A 21,929-nucleotide genomic window follows, 5' to 3' on the forward strand; every position below is an offset into this window, starting at 1 on the left:
TATGCCGGGCCGGCCGGGGCCGGCCCGGGGCAGGGTTCGCGCCATGACTGCGACCGTTTCCCACCCCCTGACAGCCGAAGCCGATGACCGGTTCTCCTCGTCCGCTCCGCGTCTGTCGCTCGCGCCCGTAGGTCCCGCACCGCCGCTGCTGGACGGCGCCTGGTGGCCCCGCTCCCGCGATCTCGGGGCCGAACTCCCCGCCCTGATCGCCGTCTTGGACCCGCTCTGGGGGCGGATCACCCGGGTCACCGTAAATCCCACCCACTGGCCGGCCGTTCCCCGCAAGGTGCCCGTCGCCGGGCACGTGGTGAAGGTGGGCTGGTTCCTGGCCGAGCAGGACCCGCACGAACTGCTGCTGCTCTCGTACCGCACGGGCCGCTGGAACCTCCTGGTGATCCCTCCGCAGACGCCTCCCGAGTCGGCCGCCCGCCTGATGACCGCCGCGAGCGACCCACTGGGCACGGCGACCGCGAGCCGGTTGATGGAGGCGGAGGCGCGCGTGCGGACGGCGTACGAGGACGAACGGGCCGTGGAGGCGGTCTGGGACTCCGAAGGAGGACACGAGGCCCGCGCCCCGGCCGTACGTCCGAGGAGCCCGGCCGTGACCGCCGCGGCGGTGCCGCCGCAGCCGATGGGACGGTGAGAACCGTGGAGACATTCGTGACCGTGGCCGCGATCCTGGGGATGATCGCGCTCGGCGTGTTCCTCATCCACCAGCTGAACTCCCAGCACAGCGACCGCATCGCCGCCTTCCACTACGGCCGCTCCGGGTTGCCCGTCTCGGGACCGGCACCGGCGGCCGGTCGGAAGACCCGGGGCCGGTTCTCCCGGATCGGCACCCGACGGCCTGGCTGACGCTCTACGCCTGACCCGGACGGGAAGCCACTGCCTCGCGCATGCGGAACTCGCTCGGACTGATGCCGTGTTCCCGCTTGAACGCGGCGCTGAAGGCGAAGGCGTTGGCGAACCCGACACGGTCCGCCACCACGGCGAGCGTCACGTCGGGTTCGCGCAACAGGTCGGCGGCCAGGGCGAGGCGATGTTCCCGCAGGTACGTCATGGGCGGCCGGCCGACCAGGGCGGTGAAGCGCCGCGCGAGGCCGGCCCGGGAGGCCCCGGTCCTCGCCGCCAGGGCCGGCAGCGTCCAGGGGCGGGCCGGGTCGCTGTGCAGCATGCGCAGGGCGGGGCCGACCACGGGGTCGCCGTGGGCCCGGTACCAGGCGGGGACCTCGGCGCCGGGGCGGGTGAACCAGGCGCGCAGGGCGGTGATGAGCATCAGGTCCAGCGTCCGGTCCAGGAGGAGCTGCTGCCCGGGTTCCTCGCGGGCGATCTCCTCGAAGATCGTCCGGCCGACCGGGCAGGCGCCCACGTCCGCCGGGATGACCGCGAGGGACGGGAGCGCGGCGAGCAGCCGGCCCGGCGTGCCGCTGTCCACGGTGCAGAGCCCGCTGAGCAGGAGCGTGCCGTCACCCCCTGCCGCGTCCCAGGCTCCGGCGTCCGGAACGCGGTGGCGGGCCGGTTCCCCACCCTGCGGGGAGGTGCGGTGGCCGACGTGCCGGACCACCACGTCCGGTGCGGTGCCGGGGTCGTCCGCGATCACGTACGGCGTGCCGCCGCACAGCACCGCGACGTCTCCGGTGCCGATCCGGACCGGGTCGCCGCTCTGGGGGGTGATCCAGGCGGAGCCGCGCGCGAGCACCGCGAGGGCCAGCGGCGAGCCGTCCTCGAAGCGTGCCGCCCAGGAGCCGGTCAGGGACGACTGGTGGAAGACGGCGCCACGGGTGCGCACCCCGTTCAGCAGGTCCGTCAGGGGATCCGTGCTGGTCAGCCCCATGGGATCCATGCCGGTCAGCGTAGACGAACGGATATGGACGTGAGTCCGCACGGCATGTCCGAGGCGGGCGGCGGCTGGTTCGCTGGAGGCCATGAGCGACGAGATGATCCTGGTGACAGGGGCCACGGGCAAGACCGGCCGCCGCGTGGCGCGGCTGCTGGGGGAGCGGGGGGTGCCGGTGCGCGCGGTGTCCCGTTCGGCCACGCCGTCCTTCGACTGGGCGGACCGCGCCACCTGGGAGGCGGCGCTGCGCGGGGCGACGGGGGTGTACGTCGTCCACCCCGGCCTGGGCAGTCGGCAGGCCGCCGACGATGTCGCCGCGTTCGCCCGGCGGGCCGCGGCTGCCGGAGTCCGGCACGCCGTGCTGCTGTCCACACCCTCCGGCGCCTGGGACCCTGCCGGGGAGCATGTCCTGGCGGCGGAGCGGGCGCTGGAGGACGCGGGCCCGGACTGGACCGTGCTGCGGGTGCGGTGGTTCTTCCAGAACTTCAGCGAGGACTTCCTGTACGACCCGGTGCTCAGCGGCGAGGTGCGGCTGCCGGCCGGGGACGGCAAGGAGGCGTTCGTCGACGCGGAGGACATCGCCGAGGTGGCGGTCACCGCCCTGACGGAGGCCGGCCACGCCGGGAGGCACTACGAACTCAGCGGCCCCCGCCTGATGACCTTCGGGGACGCCGTCGCGGAGATCGCCCGGGCCACCGGCCGCGACCTGAGCTACGTCCCGCTCGCACCGGAGGCGTACGAGAGGGAGCAGCGGGCGCAGGGTGTGCCCGAGGAGTGGGTGCGACTGACGGTGGGCCTGTACGACCACGTCCGTTCAGGCGGCCTGGCCTCGCTCGGCGACGGTGTCCGGCAAGCTTTGGGCCGGGCTCCCCGGGACTTCTCCGAGTACGCCGGCACCACCGCCCGGCAAGGCCTCTGGAACCCCTGACCTTCCCTGGCCGGGACTCCTCACCCGTCCGGGTGATCAGCCGGATTCGGCCACGGAACCTTCGGGCGTGTCGTGCCCGGCGCGGCGACGGTACTCGGCGTTGATGCGCTGGGCTTCCTCGAGCTGGTCCTCGAGGATGACGATGCGGCAGGCGGCCTCGATCGGGGTGCCCCGGTCGACGAGCTCGCGGGCGCGCGCGGCGATGCGCAGCTGGTAGCGGGAGTACCGGCGGTGTCCGCCCTCCGAGCGCAGCGGAGTGATCAGACGGGCCTCACCGATGGCCCGGAGGAAGGCCGGGGTGGTGCCGAGCATCTCGGCGGCCCGCCCCATCGTGTACGCGGGGTAGTCGTCGTCGTCCAGACGATCGCTGAGCGGGGTATCTGCTGTCATGTCACCTCGTAGTGCAACGCACGCGTCGAGGGGCCCTGGTGCCGTACGGCACCAGGGCCCCGAAGGAAATTGAACACCATCTGTCGGCCCTAATGCTGCGCCGACCTTCTGTTTCCGCTACCGGCCCTGCAGGAGGGGGGATGCGGGGATCGCGGCTGCGTGACCGGGGACCACCTTCCAATCCGGGGTCTTGCGGTACCCGGCCGAGCGCTGCTCGGGCCGGGCGATCCTGATGGCGTCTGCTCCTCCGTCCTTCTTCGATCAGTGATCCGTGTCAACGAGAAAAAGGCTAACTGCGACGGAGCTCAATGTCTACTCTGACAAGAGTAGATTTTCGTTCGCTGTAGGCGCACATTGCCGATGGCCCGCAAGGAGGCGGGACGACGACGAGGGCCCTGCCGACGCGCGTCGGCAGGGCCCTCATCGGGATCGGGGTGGGCGGTGGTCCGCCCGTCGTCACGCGTCCAGGGGTGCGGCGCCGAGCAGTGCCGACGCGGTCTGGAGCGGGGTGGCGACGCGCACGGGCGCGGCCTCGGGGTGGGCGTGGCAGGTGAAGCCGAGGCGGGTCATGGCCCGGACGACCTCGGCGGCGGTGAAGTCGCGGGGGTCCTGCCGGGTGAGGACCTGCCCCACCTGCTTGACGGGGTAGCGGCGGCGGCCGATGGTCACGGACTCACCCGTGACGAGCTCGGGCGTGATGCCCTTCATGGAGGCCAGCACCCCGTTCTTGGTCAGGTCGAACGGGTATCGGGCGATGACACAGCGCATGATGCCCCTCAGGGAGAAGGAGGACGGGCTGACCGGGTGAGGCGGATCAGCTGGAGAGGGCGAGGACGCCCGGGGTCCGGTCGTGCTCCCGCAGGGCGGCGATCCGGGAGACGGGGGAGGCGAACGGTCCGCCGAGGACGTCCCGCAGCCGGGTCCGGTCCGTGTACGTGGCGCTGCCGCGGTGCACGGCGAGTTCGGCCCGGGTGACCGAGCCCGTGCACTGGTCGTCCGCGTCGCACAGCAGGAGGTGGTCGACCCGGGCACCGGCCATGACGGACAGGGCGACCTCGACGGTCATGTCGTCCCGGACCCGGGGGCCGGATCCGTTGATGCCGTCGCTCACGGTCACGGAGCAGGGGTCCGCCTGCCGGTGCTGCGTCTGAACCGGTGTCAAAGCTGCCTCCTCGGAGATGGGTGAGCTGCCGGCCCGACTGCCGGCCCGACTGCCGGCCCGACTGCCGGTCCGACTGCCGGTCGACGTCACTAGGCCGCCGGGTTGTAGGCGGGCCGCTGCGCGGTGCGCCGCCCCGCCTGCCCGGTGGGGCGCCCCCGGGAGGGGCGGCGGCCCCGGGAGGAGGGGGCTCCGGAGGACGTGCCGCGGCGGGGATGTGCCGGGGCCGGCGCGGTGATGACGACCGGGACACCGGACGGGGTCTGGGCGCCCGTGATCCGGCTCAGCTCCGCTTCACCCGAACGCACCGGCGTGACCTGGGGGGTGATGGCGGCCGAGGCCATCAGCCGGGTCATGCCGCGGCGCTGGCCGGGTGTCACGAGGGTGACGACGCTGCCGGACTCGCCGGCGCGGGCGGTACGGCCGCCGCGGTGCAGGTAGTCCTTGTGGTCGGTGGGCGGATCCACGTTGACGACCAGGTCGAGGTTGTCGACGTGGATGCCGCGGGCCGCGACGTTGGTCGCCACGAGCACCGTCACATGGCCGGTCTTGAACTGGGCGAGGGTCCGCGTGCGCTGGGGCTGGGACTTGCCGCCGTGCAGAGCCGCGGCGCGGACGCCGCTGCTCAGCAGGTGCTCGGTCAGCCGGTCCACGGCGCGCTTGGTGTCCAGGAACATGATCACCCGGCCGTCCCGCGCCGCGATCTCGGTCGTCGTGCGGTGCTTGTCCGCTTCGTGCACGTGCAGCACGTGGTGCTCCATCGTGGTGACCGCACCGGCGGACGGGTCGACGGAGTGGACGACGGGGTCCGTCAGGTAGGTGCGGACCAGGCGGTCGACGTTGCGGTCCAGGGTGGCGGAGAAGAGCATTCGCTGTCCCTCGGGGCGCACCTGGTCGAGCAGGGCCGTGACCTGCGGCATGAAGCCCATGTCGGCCATCTGGTCGGCCTCGTCGAGGACGGTGATGGTGACGTCGTCCAGCCGGCAGTCGCCGCGGTCGATGAGGTCCTTCAGCCGTCCCGGTGTCGCGACGACGACCTCCGCACCGGACCGCAGCGCACCGGCCTGCCTGCCGATCGACATGCCGCCGACCACGGTGGCCAGCTTCAGCCGCACGGAGCGGGCGTACGGGGTGAGCGCGTCGGTCACCTGCTGGGCGAGCTCGCGAGTGGGGACGAGGACCAGGGCGAGCGGCTGCCGGGGGGCCGCGCGCCGGCCGGCGGTACGGGCCAGCAGCGCGAGGCCGAAGGCGAGGGTCTTGCCCGACCCGGTGCGGCCGCGGCCGAGGACGTCACGTCCGGCGAGCGAGTTCGGCAGGGTCGCCCCCTGGATGGGGAACGGCACGGTCACGCCCTCGTGGCCGAGCGCGGCCAGCAGCGGCGCCGGCAGGGCGAGGTCGGCGAACGCCTCGACGGCGGGCAGCGCCGGAGTGGTCGTCACCGGCAGCGCGAACTCCCCCTGGGGAGCGGCCGGCCGGCGGTCGTAGCCCTTGGAGCGCCGCGGCGCCCCCGAGCCCTTGGCGGCAGCGCCCCGGGAGCGGTCGTAGGTACGGGGCGTGCGGGTGGTGCGTGCGCGGTTCAAGCGGAACCTTCCTCGATGTGAGCTGGTAGGCACGTATCAAGGAATTTCCGCAGCAAAACGAACGGCGCAGAGAATCGCGAGAACGAGCCTGAGAGGGTGGGCGCGGCGTGCTTGTCACGCGCCCGGAAAAGCAGCGAGCTGGGGCCCGCACCCCAAGGTGCGGGCCCCAGCTGCGAAATATGCGTTGCTGCCGCGATGTCAGGCGGGAACGATGTTCTCGGCCGTCGGGCCCTTCTGGCCCTGGGCGATGTCGAAGGACACCTTCTGGCCTTCCAGCAGCTCACGGAAGCCCTGGGCAGCGATGTTCGAGTAGTGGGCGAAGACGTCGGCGCCGCCGCCGTCCTGCTCGATGAAGCCGAAGCCCTTTTCCGCGTTGAACCACTTCACGGTGCCAGTAGCCATGTTAATTCTCCTTCGGAGACGATGTTCGGAATTCGCCCTGTGCGAATTCCGCGTCGCCGTGCTGATTACCCCGTAGGAAAATGAACCTTCTGGCAACCACACCTGCAACTGAGATCGACAGTAGCATGGCGCGACCGGCCCTGTACGGAGCACTAATTCCGGCCCGTCAGGCGATCGAGGAATACTCGCCGGGGGCCGCGCAAATTTCTCATCTCGCAAAAACAGATATTGGCTCAGCGGGGCTGCACTGTTCCTGCCACCGCCTCCGCCCGCAATGCCATGACCTCCTCCGATGACCCACGCGCCGCGGCCGTCGCCGTCAGCGCAGGGGACACCGGCGGACGTGCCGGGACCCCCTGATCGCGAGGAAGGTCACATCGGCATGCGGGTGACGGGGCGGTCGGGCCGGGCGGCGTCAGTCGAGGGCGGCGAGGTGATCGGCGTCGCCGCCGCGCCACTCGACGAGGAAGATGGTCGCGTCGTCGGTCGTCGTGCCGCCGCGTTCGTGTTTCAGGGTGTGCGAGAGCGCCCGCACCACAGCCCGGACCTCGGTGCGCTCGCGCAGGATCCGGTTGGTCCATTCGATGAGCTGCTCCTCACCGAACTGGTCCCCGCCGGCCTGGTGCTCCTCGAACAGGCCGTCGGTGAAGCACAGCACCCGGTCCCCGGGACGCAGCATCCGCTCGCTGACCACCGGTTCCTCACCGCCGAAGCCGACCGGCAGCGTGGTCGGGCTGTCCAGCCGGTCCACCACGGCACGGTCACGGATCAGGAACGGGGCCGGGTGCCCGGCGTTGACCCAGTGCAGCCGGCCCGTGGCGATGTTCAGCACCATCATCTGCGCGGTGACGAAGTGGTCGTGGCCGAACTGCTCGTTGATGGCCCGGTCCATGAACGCGTACACCTGCGACAGATCGGTATGGACCCGTCGCGTGTGCCGGTACGCGCCGACGGCCACCGTCGCCATGGTCGCCGCGTCGAGCCCGTGGCCCATCGCATCGAGCATGGCCATGTGCAGGATGTCGCCGTTGAGGGCGTAGTCGAAGCTGTCGCCGGCCACGTCGTAGGCGAGCTCCAAGATCCCGGCCACCTCGACCTACGGAACGGTCATCGACAGAGGGGGCAGCAACGACCACTGGATCTCCGCCGCCACGCTCATCGGAGCGCTGCGGCGGGCTTGGAAGAACCGGTCGGTGTAGGCGTCCTTGGTGACGATCATGTCCGCGACCAGACCGGCGAGCCGGCGGAGCAACCGCCGGTCGTCGTCCACGCTGTCCAGGGTGACGGCCATCACCCCGATCTGGTCGCTGCCGTCCAGCAGCGGCAGGTACATCCGCACGCGGCCGTCCTGCGCCGCCTGCACCGTTCTGCGGCTGAGGAACGCCTCACCGGCGGGGGAGTCCTCGACCGGTTCTGGGCCGCCGACCTTCAGTCTGCGGCCCGGCAGCGGCACGAGCCGCCCCGGCGAAGCTGAACGCGACGCGCGTCCTCGGGTGCCCGGGCGGCATCTCGTAGGCCCGGTCCAGCAGCACCCCGAGCAGCCGCTCGCCGAACCCCTCGGACCGGTCTCGCCGACGTCATCACGACTGCCCGACGCTGAGCGGCTCGGGCCTGCGAGGTACTCCGGGGCGGGCCGTCCTGGGCTGGTGATCGCGTCACGCGACGTCGACTCCGTGAGCGCGAGCGAGGCCGTCGAGGCCGTCCGCCCAACCCTGGCCGAGGGCCCGCAGCTTCCATGCGGGGCGGCCGTCGACGGTGTGCCGGTACAACTCGACGACGACCATGGCTCGGATGTCCGGATCAGTGGCGGGCAGGAAGGTCCATGCGGCCCCGGTCACGCAGTCCAGGTACAGCGCGTCGTGCGCGAGGGAGGCGCAGGTCAGCCCCGTTTCGACGTCCATGTTGACGGCGACGGCGACGCGGCTCACTCGCTGGGGCAGGGCGTCCAGGTGGACGGTGGCGCGTTCGACGGCGTGCGGGCCTTCCTGCTGCTTGCCCAGGAGCCGGGCGGCGCCGTCGGCGGCAACGGGCTGGTTGTGGAAGACGAAGTCCTCGTCACCCGCCACTCGGCCTTCGTCATCCGTGAGGAAGAGAGTGAGGTCCGCGTCCGCCCCGGCGAAGCTGAACGCGACGCGCGTCCTCGGGTGCCCGTCAGGGCGTGGACTCGATCGCCTGGCGCGTCCAGCGGCCGTAGGCGACGAAATCGAGGCGCTGGGTGTCGGGCAGGCGGGTCAGCACGGCGTGGTCTTTCGGTATCTCTCTCAGCCGGCGCTATGGGCGGTCCACGTGATGTGCGGGGGCTCGACGCGGCCGCACCGGGGACCGCCCTGCGCGTCGGTCAGGCCGAGGTGTCCGATCAGCAGTCCGTCGCGTGCCGCGGTGGCGAGTACGTCGGCGGGGACGGCGTCGAGCATCAGCTTGGCGCGGCGGAACATCGTGAAGGTGCCCGAGCCGTCGACCGTGCCCCAGGACAGGTAGACGAACCGCCGGCCCAGACGGTCCTGCACATAGGGGCCCTTGATCTCGGTGCCGGTCGGTGACGTGCTCGTGGTGCACTCCAGGGTCCAGGTCGCGGACGGTGCGTCGCCGGGCTGTGGCGCGAGGAGTTCGGCCGGACGGTCGCGGCGTTGCACGGCGACGTGGAGGTTGCCGTAGGCGGGGACCCTGCCGTCGGTTGAGGCGGGGCCGGTGAGGCCGGGCAGGTCGACGGCGTCGATGCGGATGTGCATGGTGGCCATCATCGCGCTCATCGGCCTGCCATCGTCCCCGGCCCTTCCCGCGGCTCAGTGGTCGTCGCGGATCGTAGTCGCGATGCCGTTGCTGATGACGACCTCGGCGCTGACGCCCTTCTTGGCGGCCGTCTCCAGTTCCGCCTCGGTGCACTCGGTGCCGCCCTGGCCGCCCTCGCCCGTGTTCGCGTCACCGCAGATGTCGCCGTAGCCCCAGATCTTCGTGTCCTCGGCGACGAAGAACTGCTGCTCGGTGCCCTTCAGGTCGGAGACCGTGTACTTGCCCGGCGCCAGGTAGGAGACGTTGCCGAACCAGGTCCCGTTGACGCCCTTGCCCTTGTTGATGCCCTCGATGACCGTCGAGTCCGAGTCCCGCTGAGCGGCGCGCCGCTCGGTCACCAGGGTCGCGATGCCGTTCGTCATCTCCACGTCGGCGCTCACGGCGGCCTTCTTCGTGGCGGCCTCCAGCTGGTCCAGCGTGCAGGGCGCGTCCACCTTGGACCCCGCGTCGCCGCATATTGCGCCGGCCCCGTAGACCTCGGTGTCGTCGGCGACCAGGAACTGGAGCCCTTGGCGTCGCTGGAGCTCTTGGAGTTCCTGGAGTTCCTGGAGTTCTTGGCGTCCGAGGCCTTTTCGGCGACCGCCGCCGTGCCCGTTCCGCTGTTGCCCGACGAGCTGTCGGCCGTGCTGTTCTGGCATGCCGTCATCAGCAGCCCGGCGGTGATCGCGGCGGTGGCGACGCCGGCCTTGCGGAGGTGGCGGTTCTTCACGGGAAATTCCTTCCGAGTCGGGGTGGAGCAGGTCTGTGCTGACTAGGAGGAGCCCCGCAGCCCCCGGGTCGCGCCCGTCGTGCCTTCAGGACACCGCCATGGCACGGCCGTGATACGGCAACACACCGGCTGTGGACGGTGGTTCGCCGACGCGCCGCCTTGCCTCACGGGGCTCACCACTGTGACTTCGGCGCGGTCTCTTCAAGCCCGCGGAGGTTCCGGGAGAGGCAGCTGAATAAGATGTGCACTTATGTCGAACCCTGATGAGCTGCTCGTCGCCATCTCCGCCGCGGTTGAGTCCGAGCGAAGCAATCAGATGTCACTGACCGTGGTCGTCGGCGGCGCCGTCATCACCGGCCGGCTGGCTCCCGAGGCCGTGTGGCGCGAGCGGGTGGCGGACGTCCTGAAGGACTCGGAGCGGCTCGGCCCGTTCGCCGACGTCTTCGCTCACGGCCCGGGCGAGGACCGGCCCGGCCGCGACGAGGCTCCCACACACCTGCACTTCCATCTCGCACGGATCCTGCAGGGCAGCCTCGGCATCCCCGAGACGGGCGGTATGTACCGAGTCGCGATCAAGGACGTCAGCGCCTGGACCGTGGGCGACTTCAGCTACATCGACCGCTGAGTCGTCGGCCGCCGAGTCACGGAACCCCCCGGGGGCGTGAGCGCCCGGGGCCGCACCGGGCATGATCGGTGGAGTTCGGCAGGGCGGCCGACGGCGCCGCGCTGACCGAGGCGCTCGTCAGGCGTTACCCCGACCACGGCATGCTGATCGCCGCGCAGATCGGGGCGAAGGTCGCCAAGGGCGAGATGAAGTGGGGCTGAGTCTCATGACCTGCGAGCACCCCGACTTCGCGACCTCCACGGCGCCGGGTCCGCCGCCAGTACCTGGCCTCCGCGGCCGGCGACCTGGAGGCCCTGCGCGCCACCCTCGCCCCGGACGTCGAGTGGACGGAGATGGCCGGCTTCCCCCTCGCCGGCACCTACCGCACGCCCGACGGCGTCACCGCCAACGTGATGGAGAAGCTCGGCCAGGACTGGGACGGCTGGACCGCGCACGACGACACGTATGTCGTCGACGGGGAGAACGTCGTCGTCCTGGCCCGCTGCACCGCGGCCAACAAGGCCACCGGCAAGCCGGTCGACGTGCGCGTCGCGCATCACTTCGTGGTCCGCGGCGGCCTCATCGTCCGCTTCGAGCGGTTCGCCGACACCGCCCTCGTCCGCGACGCCATGCGGGGGTAGGCACAGCGCCGCGGTGCGGGACGGCCGTGTCAGTGCCGCGTGGGTGCCAGGTCGGTGTTCATGACCTGACGGGCCAGCTTCGGCCGTTCCCTGATCAGGTCGCTCGCGATCGGGTCGTGGAAGTACTTCTTGTACAGCCTGACGTAGGTGCCGTCGTCGATCATCGCGTCGATCTGGGCGTCGAGGTCCTTCAGGAGCTTCGGATCGCCGTCCTTGCGCAAGGGGAAGGCGCTGCCCTGGAGGCTGTCCACTTCGACGGCGATGCGTATGGGCTGTTTCCGGGCGTACTCGTCGGCGTCGGCGCCGCCGAGGACGATGGCCTCGACCCCTCCGGAAAGCAGCTGTGCGATGAGCGCGGTCTGGTCCTTGAACTGCACCAGGCGGGCGCCGGACATCTCGTGGTTGACGAAGGTCTCCTGGACGGATCCGCTGACGGCGCCCACCCGCTTGCCGTCGAAGTCCGGCAGCTTGGTCTGCTTGCCGTCCTTGAGCGTCACGACGTCGGTGAAGCCCCAGTAGTACGGGGTGGTGAAGGCGACCTGCTTCTTGCGTTCGGCGGTGGCGCCGACGCCGGCCACGCCGATGTCGTACTGACCGGCCGAGAGCCCGGCGAGGATGCCCTGGAGGTTCGTGGTCTTGTACTGGACCTTCAGGCCGAGACGCTCCGCGGCCTCGTTCATCAGGTCGACGGCGAATCCGCTGGGCTTGCCGGAGGCGTCGGTGACCGCGAAGGGGGGCTGCTCGGCCTGGGTGCCGGCGGTGATCACACCGTTGTGGACCAGCTTGTACCGGGCGGCCGCGGAACCCGCCGCCTCGCTGTCCCCGCCGCAGGCGGTGAGCGAGAGGACCAGGGTGGTGGCCGCGGCGCCGATCAGCAGCGATCTGCGGGAGCGGATGTTCATGGCAGGGGGCATGGCGGAGTTCATGGCATGAGCTTTCTGCTGGAGAGGGAAGTGCACAGGACCGGTCCCAGGACCGTTCACAAGACCTGGGAGAGGAACTGGCGCAGCCGGGGATGGTCGGCGCGTTCGAAGATCCGGTCGGGGGTGTCGATCTCGGCGAGGCGGCCGTCGCACATGAAGGCGACGCGGTCGGCTGCCTCCCGGGCGAAGCCCATTTCGTGGGTGACGACGGCCATGGTCATGCCGCCCGATGCGAGATCCCGCATCACGGCGAGCACGTCCTTGACCAGTTCGGGGTCGAGCGCGGAGGTGGCCTCGTCGAAGAGCATCAGCTCCGGCTCCATGGCCAGCGCGCGGGCGATGGCGACGCGCTGCTGCTGCCCGCCGGACAGCTGGGCGGGCCGCCGGTCGGCGAAGGCGGCGAGGCCCACTCCTTCCAGCTGGCGCAGCGCGCTCTGCCGGGCCTGCTCGCGGGCCATGCCCTTGACCGAGGTCAGGGCGAGCGTGACGTTGCGCTCGACGCTCATGTGCGGGAAGAGGTTGAAGTGCTGGAAGACCATGCCGATGCGGGCCCGGGCGGCGTCGACGTCGGCGCCCGGGGCGGTCAGACAGGTCTCCCCCAGCCAGATCTCACCGGCGTCCGGGGCCTCCAGCAGGTTGAGGCATTTCAGGAGGGTGGACTTGCCCGAGCCGGAGGGGCCGATCAGGCAGAGCGTCTCCCCACGCTGGACGTCGAGGGTGATGTCGCGCAGAACGGTGTTCGCGCCGTAGCTCTTGCCGAGGCCGGTGACCTGCAGAGCGGCCGGGGTGACGGGGGCCTTGGTCACGGGGGTCATCGGGTCTCTCCTCCGGCGGCCGGGACAGGGGTCTTGGGCAGGTCCGGCTCGGTGAGGGCCGGGGAGTTCCCGGGGCGCGGGCCGTCACGCAGTCGCCTGTCGAGGTGGTTCACGAAGTAGGTCATGGGGATGGTGAGCGCGAGGTAGCACAGGCCCGCGGCGATCAGGGGCGAGGAGTTGTAGGTCCGGGAGACCTCCTCCTGCGCGATGAAGTACAGCTCGCGCTGCCCGGCGGCGAGGCCGAGGAGATAGACCAGCGAGCTCTCCTTGATGTCCTTGACGAACTGGCCGGCCATCGCGGGCAGTACGCGGCGGACGCCCTGCGGTACGACGACCAGGCGCATCGCGGAGAGGTAGCTCATGCCGAGGCTGCGGGCCGCCTGCAGCTGACCGGGGTCGACGCTCTGGATGCCGGAGCGGAAGATCTCCGCGGTGTAGGCGCCGGAGATGATGCCGATCGCCAGGATCGCGTAGCCGAACGGGTCGGTGCCGAAGGGTCGGAACCCGGCGGCGGGCAGCCCCACGCCGACCAGCATCACCGTGATGATCACCGGCAGGCCGCGGAAGACGTCGACGTACAGCCGCGCGGGCAGTCTCACCCACCAGCGGTTCGACAGCAGCAGCATCGCCGCCACGAGGGCGATGGCGACGCCGAGGACGATCGCGCCCGCGGCGATGATCAGGGTGTTCAGCAGCCCCTCGGTGATCAGCCGCGGGAAGGTCCTGGCGATCAGATCCCAGTCGAAGAACGTGTTGACCAGGGCGTTCGACGCCATGGGGATCGGGGACGGAGGTGTCATCGCGACTCCTGACCATGAGCGGGGCGGGACGTGGAGGCGTGGAACTCCTCGCGGACGGCGGTGAGGAGGTCCGGGTCGCCGAGCAGGTCCAGAACCAGCGCGGCCATGGCAGTCGTGATCGTCTCGACCGCGTCGTGCGCCCGCGGAGTGCGGGCGGCAACGCGCATCGGGACCGAGTGCCCCGGGGTGTCGCGGGGGCATATTTGCACATAGGGATGGATGACGGGCAGCTCGATCGAGACATTGCCGATGTCCGAGGAGCCGGCCGGATTCGCCGGTGACGGCGGCTCCAGTACCAGGCCGAGGCCGGCGGCGTATGCGGCGAGCCGGTCGGCCATCACCATGTTGTTGTTCCGCTCGGCGTAGCGGGGTGCCGTCTCGGTGTGCTCCACGGTGGTACCGGTCGCGAGCGCCGCCCCGTCGGCGGCCGCGAGGACCCGGGGCAGCAGCGCGTCCAGCGCGGCGGAGGTGGCCTCCCGTACGAAGATGTCCACCTCGCTGCGGTCGGGCACGACGTTCGGGGCCGCGCCGCCGTGCGCGACGATGCCGTGGATCCGTGCGGTCGGCGGGACGAACTGGCGCATCGAGTCGACCGCCGTGAGGAACAACTGGGCGGCCGCGGCCGCGGAGCGGCCGTCCCAGGGCGCCTTGGCGGCGTGGGCGGCCGTCCCGTGGAAGGTCAGCCGCAGATGGCTGGCGGCGAGCGCGTGCCGGGCTCGCAGGCTGCGGTCGGCCGGGTGGAACATCACCGCCGCGTCCACGCCCCTGAACACGCCGCGCTCCAGCATGAGGATCTTGCCGCCGCCGCCCTCCTCCCCGGGTGTGCCGATCACCTTCAGCGTGCCGGGGTGGTCCGGCCGCGTGGCGGCCGCGGCGAGGGCGGCGGTCAGCCCGCCGGCCGCGATGAGGTTGTGGCCGCAGGCGTGACCGATGCCCGGCAGCGCGTCGTACTCCAGGAGCACCGCGACCGTCGGGCCGTCCGACGGTCCCCGGTGGGTGGCCGTGAAGGCGGTCGGCAGGCCGGCCACGCCCTTGTCCACCTCGAAGCCCGCGGCGGCGAGCCGGCCCGCGAGCTGCTCGGCGGCGTAGTGCTCCTCGAACCGGATCTCCGGCGTCTCGTGCAGGTCGAGACTGAGTTGCTCGAGCGCGGTCCGACGCTCGCGCACGGCGGCGTGGAGGTCTGCGGGGAGGCTGGTTTTCACGGCAACTCCGGGGGTCGCTTTCGGGTTGCCGGAACCGTAGGCCGTGCCGGACACTCCCCCCACGACGCTTGCCGCGCTCGCGGTAACCGACATTCCGACGGGCCGGAGGTGACCATGAGCGTCGTCCTCTCCCTCGCCGGCGCCGACCCGTCGTGTGTGTCCGCGGACGCCTCACCCCTCGCCGAGCTGACCGCCGCGCTCCACGCCTACACCGAGGCCGAACACCATCCCCACGCGATCCGCTGGGCGCGGGGTCTGGAAACCGAGGCGTCCGCGAGTGGAGCATCCGTGCCGGACAAGGCACCCGCCTCCGCCCTCACGCCCGCTCTGCGGCGGCGCGTCAGGGGCTGGGCACCGCTGTGGGCCTCGTACCGGGCCCGCTACCTGCTCCCGCTGAGCGCCGTCGGAGGCAGACCGCTCGACGCGGAACTCGCCGACATCGCGGACCTTCCGCGCCCGCTCTTCACCGAGCTCACCGGCTATGCGATCCGGGGAGGCAACTCCGGCACACCCCTCGACCGCGTGCTGTCCGACCGCACACAGCGCGAGGGCCTGCTCGCAGCGGCGGAGCGGCGCTCGACCGCCCGTGCCGAACTCGCCCACCGGCTCCTCGACTCGCAGGATTCCCTGCGCGCGGATCTGCTCGATCTCCTGGCCCGGGCGGCCCGGGCCCTGGAGCCGGACCTGGCGCGGGCGGCCCGGGCGATCGGCAACCGGCTGCCGCCGCTGCGGGCCTCCCTCGATCGCGACGGCCCCGGCAGGACCCTGGCCGGACTGGATCCCACGGCGTCGTACCGCTCCGAGCCGCCGCGCGTGGTCTTCGACAAGTTCCACCACGGGATCGTGAACGTCGCCACCACCCCGGTGCTCGTCGTACCGTCGGCGTTCGGCCGCCCCCACCTGCTGGTGAAGCACGAGCCCGGCTTCGTGGCGGTCGTCCAGTTCCCCCTGCTCCTGGAAGGCGACGAGCAACCCGGCCATGCGGTGGTGCGGCGCCGGCTCGAAGTGCTGTGCGACCCGGGCCGGCAGCGCATCGCGCGCGCCATCGCCCGGGAACCGCTCACCCCCTCCGAACTGGCCGCCCGCATCGGCATGTCCCTGCCCCAGGTCTCCCGCCACCTCGCCCGGCTGCGCGACGCCGGCCTCGTCACCGTCGAACGCGACGGCCGGCGCGCCTACTACCAGCTGAACCTGGAACGCGTACGCCGCATCGGCGACGACCTGCTCACGGCGCTGTTCCACTGACGGAAGCACGGCCGGTCACGCCCCGCGTAACCTCTTCCTGTGCCCGCCCCCCGCCTGCATCGCGTCGCCGTCCTCGTGCTCGAGGGTGCGAAGCCGCTCGACGTCGGCATCCCCGCGCAGGTGTTCACGACCCGCGCGAGCATGCCGTACGAGGTGCGGGTGTGCGGGGCGACACCCGGTCTCGTGACCGGCGGCGACGGCCTCGCGTACTACGTCGCCCACGGCCTCGACGCGCTCGCCTGGGCCGACATCGTCTTCGTCCCCGGCTACCGGTTCCCGGACCGCGAGGACCCGCCGCAGGCCGTCGTCGAGGCACTGATCGCCGCCCACGACCGGGGCGCGCGGCTCGCCGCCATCTCGACGGGCGCCTTCGCGCTCGCCGCCACGAACCTGCTCGACGGCAGGCGCGCCACGACGCACTGGCACTACACGCGGGCCCTCATGGCCAGGCATCCGCTCGTCCGGGTCGACGAGAACGTGCTGTTCGTCGACGAGGGCAGCGTCCTCACCTCGGCCGGCGCCGCCTCCGGCATCGACCTGTGCCTGCACATCCTGCGCGGCGACCTGGGAGTGGCCGCGTCCAACCACGCGGCCCGGCGTCTGGTCGCGGCCCCCTACCGCAGCGGCGGCCAGGCCCAGTACGTGCCGCGCAGCGTCCCCGAACCGCTCGGCGAGCGGTTCGCCGCCACCCGCGAGTGGGCGCTGCACAAGCTGGGCGAGCCCCTCACCCTCGACCTGCTGGCGCGGCAGGCGGGGGTGTCGCCGCGCACGTTCTCCCGGCGCTTCGTCGAGGAGACCGGCTACACGCCGATGCAGTGGGTGATGCGCGCCCGCATCGACCTGGCCCGCGAGCTGCTGGAGCGCTCCGAGCGCAGCGTCGAGCAGATCGCCGCCGACGTCGGGCTCGGCACCGGCGCCAACCTGCGCCTGCACTTCCAGCGCATCCTCGGCACCACACCGAGCGAGTACCGGCGCACCTTCACCCGGGGCGAGTAGCCCCGGCCCAGCGGGTGGCGGGATCCTTTTGAACCGTGGCGATCCCGCCACTGTCAGCGGCGCGAGCCGCGGGCGAGCCTGGTGGGGAAGGGAAGGGACACCACTCATGACTCGCATCGCCATCAACGGATTCGGCCGCATCGGACGCAATGTGCTGCGCGCCCTGCTGGAGCGCGACAGCGCCCTCGAGGTCGTCGCCGTCAACGACCTGACGGAGCCCGCCACGCTCGCCCGGCTGCTCGCCTACGACAGCACGGCCGGCCGGCTCGGACGGCCGGTGACCGCCGACGGGAACACCTTGGTCGTCGACGGCCGCCGCATCACGGTTCTGGCCGAGCGCGAACCGGCGCAGCTGCCGTGGGCCGAGCTCGGCGTCGACATCGTCCTGGAGGCCACCGGCCGCTTCACCTCGGCCAAGGCCGCCCGCGCCCACCTCGACGCGGGCGCGAAGAAGGTCCTGGTCAGCGCCCCGTCGGACGGCGCCGACGTCACACTCGCGTTCGGGGTCAACACCGACGCCTACGACCCGGACGTGCACACGATCGTCTCGAACGCCTCCTGCACCACCAACGCGCTCGCGCCGCTGGCCGCGGTCCTCGACGAACTCGCCGGTATCGAGCACGGGTTCATGACGACGGTGCACGCCTACACGCAGGAGCAGAACCTGCAGGACGGTCCGCACCGCGACGCCCGCCGCGCCCGCGCCGCCGGCGTCAACATCGTGCCGACCACGACCGGCGCCGCCAAGGCGATCGGCCTGGTGCTGCCGAACCTCGACGGCAAGCTGTCGGGCGACTCGATCCGCGTACCGGTGCCGGTCGGCTCGATCGTCGAACTCAACACGACCGTCGCCCGCGACGTGACGCGCGACGACGTGCTGGCGGCGTACCGCACCGCGGCCCAGGGGCCGCTCGCCGGCATCCTCGAGTACTCGGAGGACCCGCTCGTGTCGTCCGACATCACGGGCAATCCGGCCTCGTCGATCTTCGACTCGGCCCTCACCCGCGTCGAGGGCCGCCACGTCAAGGTGGTCGCCTGGTACGACAACGAGTGGGGCTTCTCGAACCGCGTGATCGACACACTGGAGCTCCTCGCCGCCCGCTGACCGCGTAGTTCCCCCTGTTCGTCCGGACCGCTCCCGCCCGCGCTCAGCCGGCCCGCCAAGCCGACTCGAGGGCCGTCCGGTTGGCGCGCAGGAGCTCGTCCAGGTCCGTCTCGTAGAGCGAGTCCGGCACGTTGTCGGAGAAGATCTCCAGGACGCAGGGGCCGCGGTAGCCGACGCGGTGGGCGGCGTGCAGCAGCCGGCCGACCGGGATGTCACCGGTGCCGACACCGCGCCGGTCCATCCGCGAGCGCGGGGTGCGCCAGTCGCTGACCTGGAGCAGGAACAGGCGGTCGGGAGCGTCGGCGAGGTGGGGGACGAGGTCCGGGTCCTGCCACAGGTTCCACAGGTCGAGGCAGACGCCCAGGTTCTCCCGGTCGGCCTCCTGGACGATGTCGAGCGCCTGCCGGTAGGTCCAGATGGCGGTCTCCGCGTTGAGCAGGACGGGGTTGAGGGGTTCCAGCGCGATGCGTACGCCGTGGCCGGCGGCGATGTCCGCCAGTTCGCGGTGATGGCGGACGACCTGGCGGATCGCCTCGTGCAGGTTCCCGTCGGGCGCCGGCCCGGTGTTCGTGACGAAGACCGCGCCCGGGGCGAACGGCGCGATCAGCTCCACGCTGCGGCGGAAGCGGTCCAGCCGGTCGCGCCGGGCGGCGGGACCCGGCTGGGTCTCGCTGGGGAACACGGTCCGTACGAGGGGCTGGACCGAGCTGATCGGCAGTCCCGCCCCGGCGACGGAGGCGAGTTGCGCCTTGGCGCGGTCAGCGTCGTCGTCGAGCTTGGTCTCGCACAGCTCGATCGCCTCGACACCGAGGTCGGCGTAGTGCGTCAGGTCCTCCTCGAAGGACCAGGGCATGGTGGTGAACTGGTTGACGCCGTAGGGGAAGGCGAACGGAGGCGCGGGGCTGTTCATACGAGCACCTCCGTCTCGATCTCGCTGTCGGTCAGGAACCCCGTGACCGTCCGGTGGAACTTCCCCGGCTCGTCGAAGAACAGCCCGTGGCCGCTGTGCTCGAAGAAGACGGTCCGGGCGTCCGGGAGCGCCTCGCCGACCCAGGCGGGGCCCTGCCACGGGAACACCTCGTCCTGCCGTGCCACCAGGACCAGGCTGGGCAGCCGGAGCGTGGGCAGCAGGTCGCGCCAGTCGTGGCGGGTGTGGTCGGCCATCAGTGCGTTGCGTGCGGGCGCGGGTGACTTGGCCATCTCGGCCAGGAGCAACTCCCTTTCCGGCGGGGTGGGTTCGGTGGCGAAGACGGTCCGGATCTGGTCCTCGTCGAAGGCCGGGGGATCGCAGGTGAGCTGCGTCTGCAGGGCGGCCAGGGAGGGTTCGTCGTAGCAGGTGGCGTGTGCGTGCGGCCAGTCCGGTGCGTAGTACTGGCGGGGTGCCTGCTCGACGTACACGGCCCGGGCCAGGCGGTGGCTGCCGAAGAGTTCGAGATAGCTCCAGATGACCGGGCAGCCCAGCGACCAGCCCAGGACGGTGACCTCACGCAGGTCGAGTTCTTCGAGGAGGTCGAACAGGTCCTTGGCCAGCCGCGACACGCGGTAGCCGTGGCGGGGTTTGCCGGAGTCGCCGTGGCCGCGCAGATCGACGGTGATGACACGGGCGTGTTCGGCGAGGGCGTCCACGTTGCGGGTGAAGAAGCGGCTGCTGAAGCCCCAGCCGTGGATCAGCACGAGAGGGGGGCCGGTGCCCCGCTCCTCGTAGTGGAGGGTGACGTCGTCGCTGGTGGTGATGGTGCCCATGGAGCTCCTTCTACGTGCCTGCTACGTGCCTTCTACGTGAGTGGGTCGGTGAGGCCCTCACCGAGCGCGGCCACGGCGGCGGCCCCGTGCCCGGCCGCGAGCAGCGGCCTGCGGATGTCGTGTTCCAGGTCGGGCAGGTAGCCGAGGAGGACATCGGCGGGCCCCTCGATCCGCACGCGGCCCAGCGCGGCGGGCAGCAGCAGGCTCCGGGCCCGCCCGAGCCGCTCGGACCGGCCACCGGACTCCACGGTGACCGGGGCACCGGCGTTGCTGACGACCAGCGCGGTGGAGAAGTCGTGCACCAGTGGGGCGGTGGTGCCCGCTCGCCACCGCTCCAGGGCGAAGTACGGGCCGGCGCACAGCACCGTGCGCTCCACTCCGTCGTCGACCTGGACGCTCAGGCCGGAGTGGAACTCGGGGCGCGGCCCGGGACGCCACTCGTCGAGCAGCCGCCCGAGGTTGCTGTGCCACTCCTCGTCGTCCAGTTCCGAGCCGTCCTCCATGTGCCGGCGCATGGCGTGCTGCTGGATGTCGGAGGTCTGCTCGATCTCGTAGACGAGGGTGCCGGGGCCGAAACTGTGCAGGGTGCCGCCGGGTACGTAGACGGTCTGCCCGGCCCGCACCGGAAGCCGGCGCATGACCGCGTCGAAGTCCTGCGCGAGAAGGGCCCGGTGCAGCGTGTCCCGGTCCACGCCGGCTTTCGTCCCCACCAGGGCGGTGGCTCCCGGGGCCGCGTCGAGGACGTGCCACGCCTCGGTCTTGCCATGGGGCTCGCCCTCCAGCCGGCGTGCGGTGTCGTCGTCGGCGTGCAGATGGACCGGGAGGGCGCCGGTGCCGTCGATGAACTTGGTCAGCACCGGGAAGCGCGGGCCGCGCCAGCCGCGCCCCACGAGTTCGTCGGGGTGTTCCTCGACGAGCCGGCGCAGCGGGCGGCCGGCCAGCGAGCCGTCCGCGACGCGTGCTCCCTCGCCGTCCACATCGCTGACCTCCCAGGTCTCGGCGACCGGGCCGTCGGGCAGGCCGGTACGGCCCAGCCGTTCCGCGAGGGCCCGGCCGCCGAAGACGTGCTGCTTGACCGGGGTGGTCAGCCGCAAGGGGTACCAGTCCACGTCACTCCCGATGTCTGATGGCGAAGCGTCCCTGACGAGGTGTCAGAGAATGGGCTGGCCGCCCGTGACGGCGATGCGCGCGCCCGAGACGTACGCGGACTCGTCCGAGGCGAGCATGACGTACACGGGGGCGAGTTCGGCCGGCTGCCCGGCGCGCCCCAGCGGTGTCTGGTCGCCGAAGTCCTCGACCTGTTCGGGCGGCATCGTGGCGGGGATCAGCGGCGTCCAGATGGGCCCCGGGGCGACGCTGTTGACCCGGATACCCCGTTCGGCGAGCGACTGGGACAGGGAGCCGACCATGTTGGCGATGCCCGCCTTCGTCGCGTTGTACGCCAGCAGGCCCGGCGGCGGCGAGTCGGAGTTCACCGAGGTGGACGCGATGATCGACGCACCCGACTTCATGTGCGGCACCGCCGCCTTGCAGAGGTGGAACATGGCGCTGAGGTTGGTCGCCAGGGTGTGGTCCCACTCCTCGTCCGGGATCTCCTCGATCGAGTCCCGGAACATCTGGAACGCCGCGTTGCTGACCAGGACGTCGATGCGGCCGAACGCCTCGACGGCCCGGGCCACCACCTCCCGGCAGTGGGCGGGACCGCTCAGGTCGCCGGGCACCAGAACCGCCGTGCGGCCGGCCTCCTCCACCCAGCGCGCCGTGTCGCGGGCGTCGTCCTCCTCCTCGTCCAGGTGCGAGAGGAGCACATCGGCACCCTCGCGGGCGTAGGCGATCGCGACGGCCTTGCCGATACCGCTGTCACCCCCCGTGATCAGCGCTGCCTTCCCGGCCAGGCGGCCCGATCCGCGGTAGCTGTGCTCACCGTGGTCGGCCTGGGGCCGCAGGTCCGCTTCGGAGCCCGGGGGCTGTTGCTGCTGGGCGGGCTTGGACATGGGGAAATCCCCCTCTTCTCTCATCGCGGGGATCGCTGCACCGGCTGGAGGCGGTCGCGCCGCCGT

25 protein-coding genes and 2 pseudogenes are annotated in these 21,929 nt (G+C 71.7%); 9 read left to right on the forward strand and 18 right to left on the reverse strand.

The genetic code is table 11. The features are described 5' to 3' along the window. Positions 1–43 precede the first annotated feature (43 nt). Positions 44–643 carry a DUF5994 family protein gene (locus ACIBL4_RS25890; protein WP_399413993.1) on the forward strand — a complete coding sequence of 200 codons (600 nt, stop codon included), beginning with the start codon at positions 44–46 and terminating at the stop codon, positions 641–643. A gap of 5 nt (positions 644–648) precedes the next feature. Beyond that, positions 649–855, forward strand: coding sequence for a hypothetical protein (locus ACIBL4_RS25895; RefSeq protein ID WP_399413995.1), 207 nt, complete (start codon positions 649–651; stop codon positions 853–855). A gap of 4 nt (positions 856–859) precedes the next feature. On the opposite strand, the gene ACIBL4_RS25900 is transcribed toward ACIBL4_RS25895, so the two are convergent. Next, the gene (locus tag ACIBL4_RS25900; RefSeq protein WP_399413997.1) at positions 860–1,843 is read right to left on the reverse strand and encodes an AraC family transcriptional regulator; all 984 of its coding nucleotides are present in this window, start codon (positions 1,841–1,843) and stop codon (positions 860–862) included. 82 nt (positions 1,844–1,925) lie between these two features. On the opposite strand from ACIBL4_RS25900, the gene ACIBL4_RS25905 reads away from it, so the two are divergent. Then, positions 1,926–2,765, forward strand: a complete 840-nt coding sequence (locus ACIBL4_RS25905; RefSeq protein WP_399413999.1) for an NAD(P)H-binding protein — start codon at positions 1,926–1,928, stop codon at positions 2,763–2,765. Positions 2,766–2,801: 36 nt separating this feature from the next. Here ACIBL4_RS25905 and ACIBL4_RS25910 read toward each other — a convergent pair whose 3' ends face one another. From ACIBL4_RS25910 to ACIBL4_RS25950, 9 genes and pseudogenes are all read right to left on the reverse strand, one after another. Further along, on the reverse strand, positions 2,802–3,155 hold the full coding sequence (locus ACIBL4_RS25910) for a MerR family transcriptional regulator (protein WP_356922316.1): 354 nt from the start codon (positions 3,153–3,155) through the stop codon (positions 2,802–2,804). A 456-nt stretch (positions 3,156–3,611) separates the two neighbouring features. Then, on the reverse strand, positions 3,612–3,923 hold the full coding sequence (locus ACIBL4_RS25915) for an SCO5918 family protein (protein WP_399414001.1): 312 nt from the start codon (positions 3,921–3,923) through the stop codon (positions 3,612–3,614). Between the two features lie 46 nt (positions 3,924–3,969). Continuing rightward, positions 3,970–4,317, reverse strand: a complete 348-nt coding sequence (locus ACIBL4_RS25920) for a CBS domain-containing protein (protein WP_399414003.1) — start codon at positions 4,315–4,317, stop codon at positions 3,970–3,972. Positions 4,318–4,406: 89 nt separating this feature from the next. Then, complete coding sequence (locus tag ACIBL4_RS25925; RefSeq protein WP_399414005.1) at positions 4,407–5,894, reverse strand: DEAD/DEAH box helicase; 1,488 nt, start codon at positions 5,892–5,894, stop codon at positions 4,407–4,409. Between the two features lie 198 nt (positions 5,895–6,092). Beyond that, positions 6,093–6,296 carry a cold-shock protein gene (locus ACIBL4_RS25930; protein WP_004986771.1) on the reverse strand — a complete coding sequence of 68 codons (204 nt, stop codon included), beginning with the start codon at positions 6,294–6,296 and terminating at the stop codon, positions 6,093–6,095. 415 nt (positions 6,297–6,711) lie between these two features. Continuing rightward, positions 6,712–7,837 (reverse strand): annotated as a pseudogene (locus ACIBL4_RS25935) (PP2C family protein-serine/threonine phosphatase). A 114-nt stretch (positions 7,838–7,951) separates the two neighbouring features. Beyond that, positions 7,952–8,500, reverse strand: a complete 549-nt coding sequence (locus tag ACIBL4_RS25940) for a TerD family protein (protein WP_399414164.1) — start codon at positions 8,498–8,500, stop codon at positions 7,952–7,954. 57 nt (positions 8,501–8,557) lie between these two features. Beyond that, positions 8,558–9,037: a DUF5990 family protein gene (locus ACIBL4_RS25945; RefSeq protein ID WP_399414167.1), complete on the reverse strand. Its 480-nt coding sequence runs from the start codon at positions 9,035–9,037 to the stop codon at positions 8,558–8,560. A 42-nt stretch (positions 9,038–9,079) separates the two neighbouring features. Further along, on the reverse strand, positions 9,080–9,724 hold the full coding sequence (locus tag ACIBL4_RS25950) for a hypothetical protein (protein WP_399414007.1): 645 nt from the start codon (positions 9,722–9,724) through the stop codon (positions 9,080–9,082). 321 nt (positions 9,725–10,045) lie between these two features. Here ACIBL4_RS25950 and ACIBL4_RS25955 point away from each other — a divergent pair, with 321 nt between their 5' ends. The 3 genes and pseudogenes from ACIBL4_RS25955 (at position 10,046) to ACIBL4_RS25965 (ending at position 11,040) form a co-directional block, all read left to right on the forward strand. After that, positions 10,046–10,420 (forward strand): hypothetical protein, encoded by a 375-nt coding sequence (locus ACIBL4_RS25955; protein WP_399414009.1) that lies wholly within the window; start codon positions 10,046–10,048, stop codon positions 10,418–10,420. 71 nt (positions 10,421–10,491) lie between these two features. After that, a pseudogene (locus ACIBL4_RS25960) lies at positions 10,492–10,620 on the forward strand (MBL fold metallo-hydrolase); the annotation flags it as partial. Positions 10,621–10,683: 63 nt separating this feature from the next. Then, the gene (locus tag ACIBL4_RS25965; RefSeq protein ID WP_399414169.1) at positions 10,684–11,040 is read left to right on the forward strand and encodes a nuclear transport factor 2 family protein; all 357 of its coding nucleotides are present in this window, start codon (positions 10,684–10,686) and stop codon (positions 11,038–11,040) included. A 29-nt stretch (positions 11,041–11,069) separates the two neighbouring features. On the opposite strand, the gene ACIBL4_RS25970 is transcribed toward ACIBL4_RS25965, so the two are convergent. From ACIBL4_RS25970 to ACIBL4_RS25985, 4 genes are read right to left on the reverse strand one after another with little or no spacing between them, the layout of a single operon-like run. After that, positions 11,070–11,966: a transporter substrate-binding domain-containing protein gene (locus tag ACIBL4_RS25970; RefSeq protein ID WP_399414011.1), complete on the reverse strand. Its 897-nt coding sequence runs from the start codon at positions 11,964–11,966 to the stop codon at positions 11,070–11,072. Between the two features lie 53 nt (positions 11,967–12,019). Beyond that, positions 12,020–12,778, reverse strand: a complete 759-nt coding sequence (locus tag ACIBL4_RS25975; RefSeq protein ID WP_399414013.1) for an amino acid ABC transporter ATP-binding protein — start codon at positions 12,776–12,778, stop codon at positions 12,020–12,022. Beyond that, the gene (locus ACIBL4_RS25980; RefSeq protein WP_399414015.1) at positions 12,775–13,578 is read right to left on the reverse strand and encodes an amino acid ABC transporter permease; all 804 of its coding nucleotides are present in this window, start codon (positions 13,576–13,578) and stop codon (positions 12,775–12,777) included. The genes ACIBL4_RS25975 and ACIBL4_RS25980 overlap by 4 nt, the downstream gene beginning before the upstream one ends. Next, complete coding sequence (locus ACIBL4_RS25985) at positions 13,575–14,780, reverse strand: amidohydrolase (RefSeq protein WP_399414017.1); 1,206 nt, start codon at positions 14,778–14,780, stop codon at positions 13,575–13,577. The genes ACIBL4_RS25980 and ACIBL4_RS25985 overlap by 4 nt, the downstream gene beginning before the upstream one ends. 114 nt (positions 14,781–14,894) lie before the next feature. Between ACIBL4_RS25985 and ACIBL4_RS25990 the strand changes: the two genes are divergently transcribed. The 3 genes from ACIBL4_RS25990 (at position 14,895) to gap (ending at position 18,126) form a co-directional block, all read left to right on the forward strand. Continuing rightward, positions 14,895–16,025 carry a DUF5937 family protein gene (locus tag ACIBL4_RS25990; protein WP_399414019.1) on the forward strand — a complete coding sequence of 377 codons (1,131 nt, stop codon included), beginning with the start codon at positions 14,895–14,897 and terminating at the stop codon, positions 16,023–16,025. 39 nt (positions 16,026–16,064) lie between these two features. Then, entirely contained in the window at positions 16,065–17,021 is a 957-nt protein-coding gene (locus ACIBL4_RS25995; protein WP_399414021.1) for a GlxA family transcriptional regulator, read from the forward strand. 106 nt (positions 17,022–17,127) lie between these two features. After that, the gene (gap, locus tag ACIBL4_RS26000) at positions 17,128–18,126 is read left to right on the forward strand and encodes a type I glyceraldehyde-3-phosphate dehydrogenase (RefSeq protein WP_399414023.1); all 999 of its coding nucleotides are present in this window, start codon (positions 17,128–17,130) and stop codon (positions 18,124–18,126) included. 43 nt (positions 18,127–18,169) lie between these two features. Here gap and ACIBL4_RS26005 read toward each other — a convergent pair whose 3' ends face one another. From ACIBL4_RS26005 to ACIBL4_RS26020, 4 genes are read right to left on the reverse strand one after another with little or no spacing between them, the layout of a single operon-like run. Then, complete coding sequence (locus ACIBL4_RS26005; protein ID WP_399414025.1) at positions 18,170–19,036, reverse strand: sugar phosphate isomerase/epimerase family protein; 867 nt, start codon at positions 19,034–19,036, stop codon at positions 18,170–18,172. After that, entirely contained in the window at positions 19,033–19,869 is an 837-nt protein-coding gene (locus tag ACIBL4_RS26010) for an alpha/beta fold hydrolase (RefSeq protein WP_399414027.1), read from the reverse strand. Before ACIBL4_RS26010 ends, ACIBL4_RS26005 begins: the two co-directional genes overlap by 4 nt. 32 nt (positions 19,870–19,901) lie before the next feature. Continuing rightward, complete coding sequence (locus ACIBL4_RS26015) at positions 19,902–20,978, reverse strand: class I mannose-6-phosphate isomerase (RefSeq protein ID WP_399414029.1); 1,077 nt, start codon at positions 20,976–20,978, stop codon at positions 19,902–19,904. Between the two features lie 42 nt (positions 20,979–21,020). Then, positions 21,021–21,863, reverse strand: a complete 843-nt coding sequence (locus ACIBL4_RS26020; protein ID WP_399414031.1) for an SDR family oxidoreductase — start codon at positions 21,861–21,863, stop codon at positions 21,021–21,023. Positions 21,864–21,929: the final 66 nt, after the last annotated feature.

It is taken from the genome of Streptomyces sp. NPDC050416, assembly GCF_044458845.1.
GTDB lineage: Bacteria > Actinomycetota > Actinomycetes > Streptomycetales > Streptomycetaceae > Streptomyces.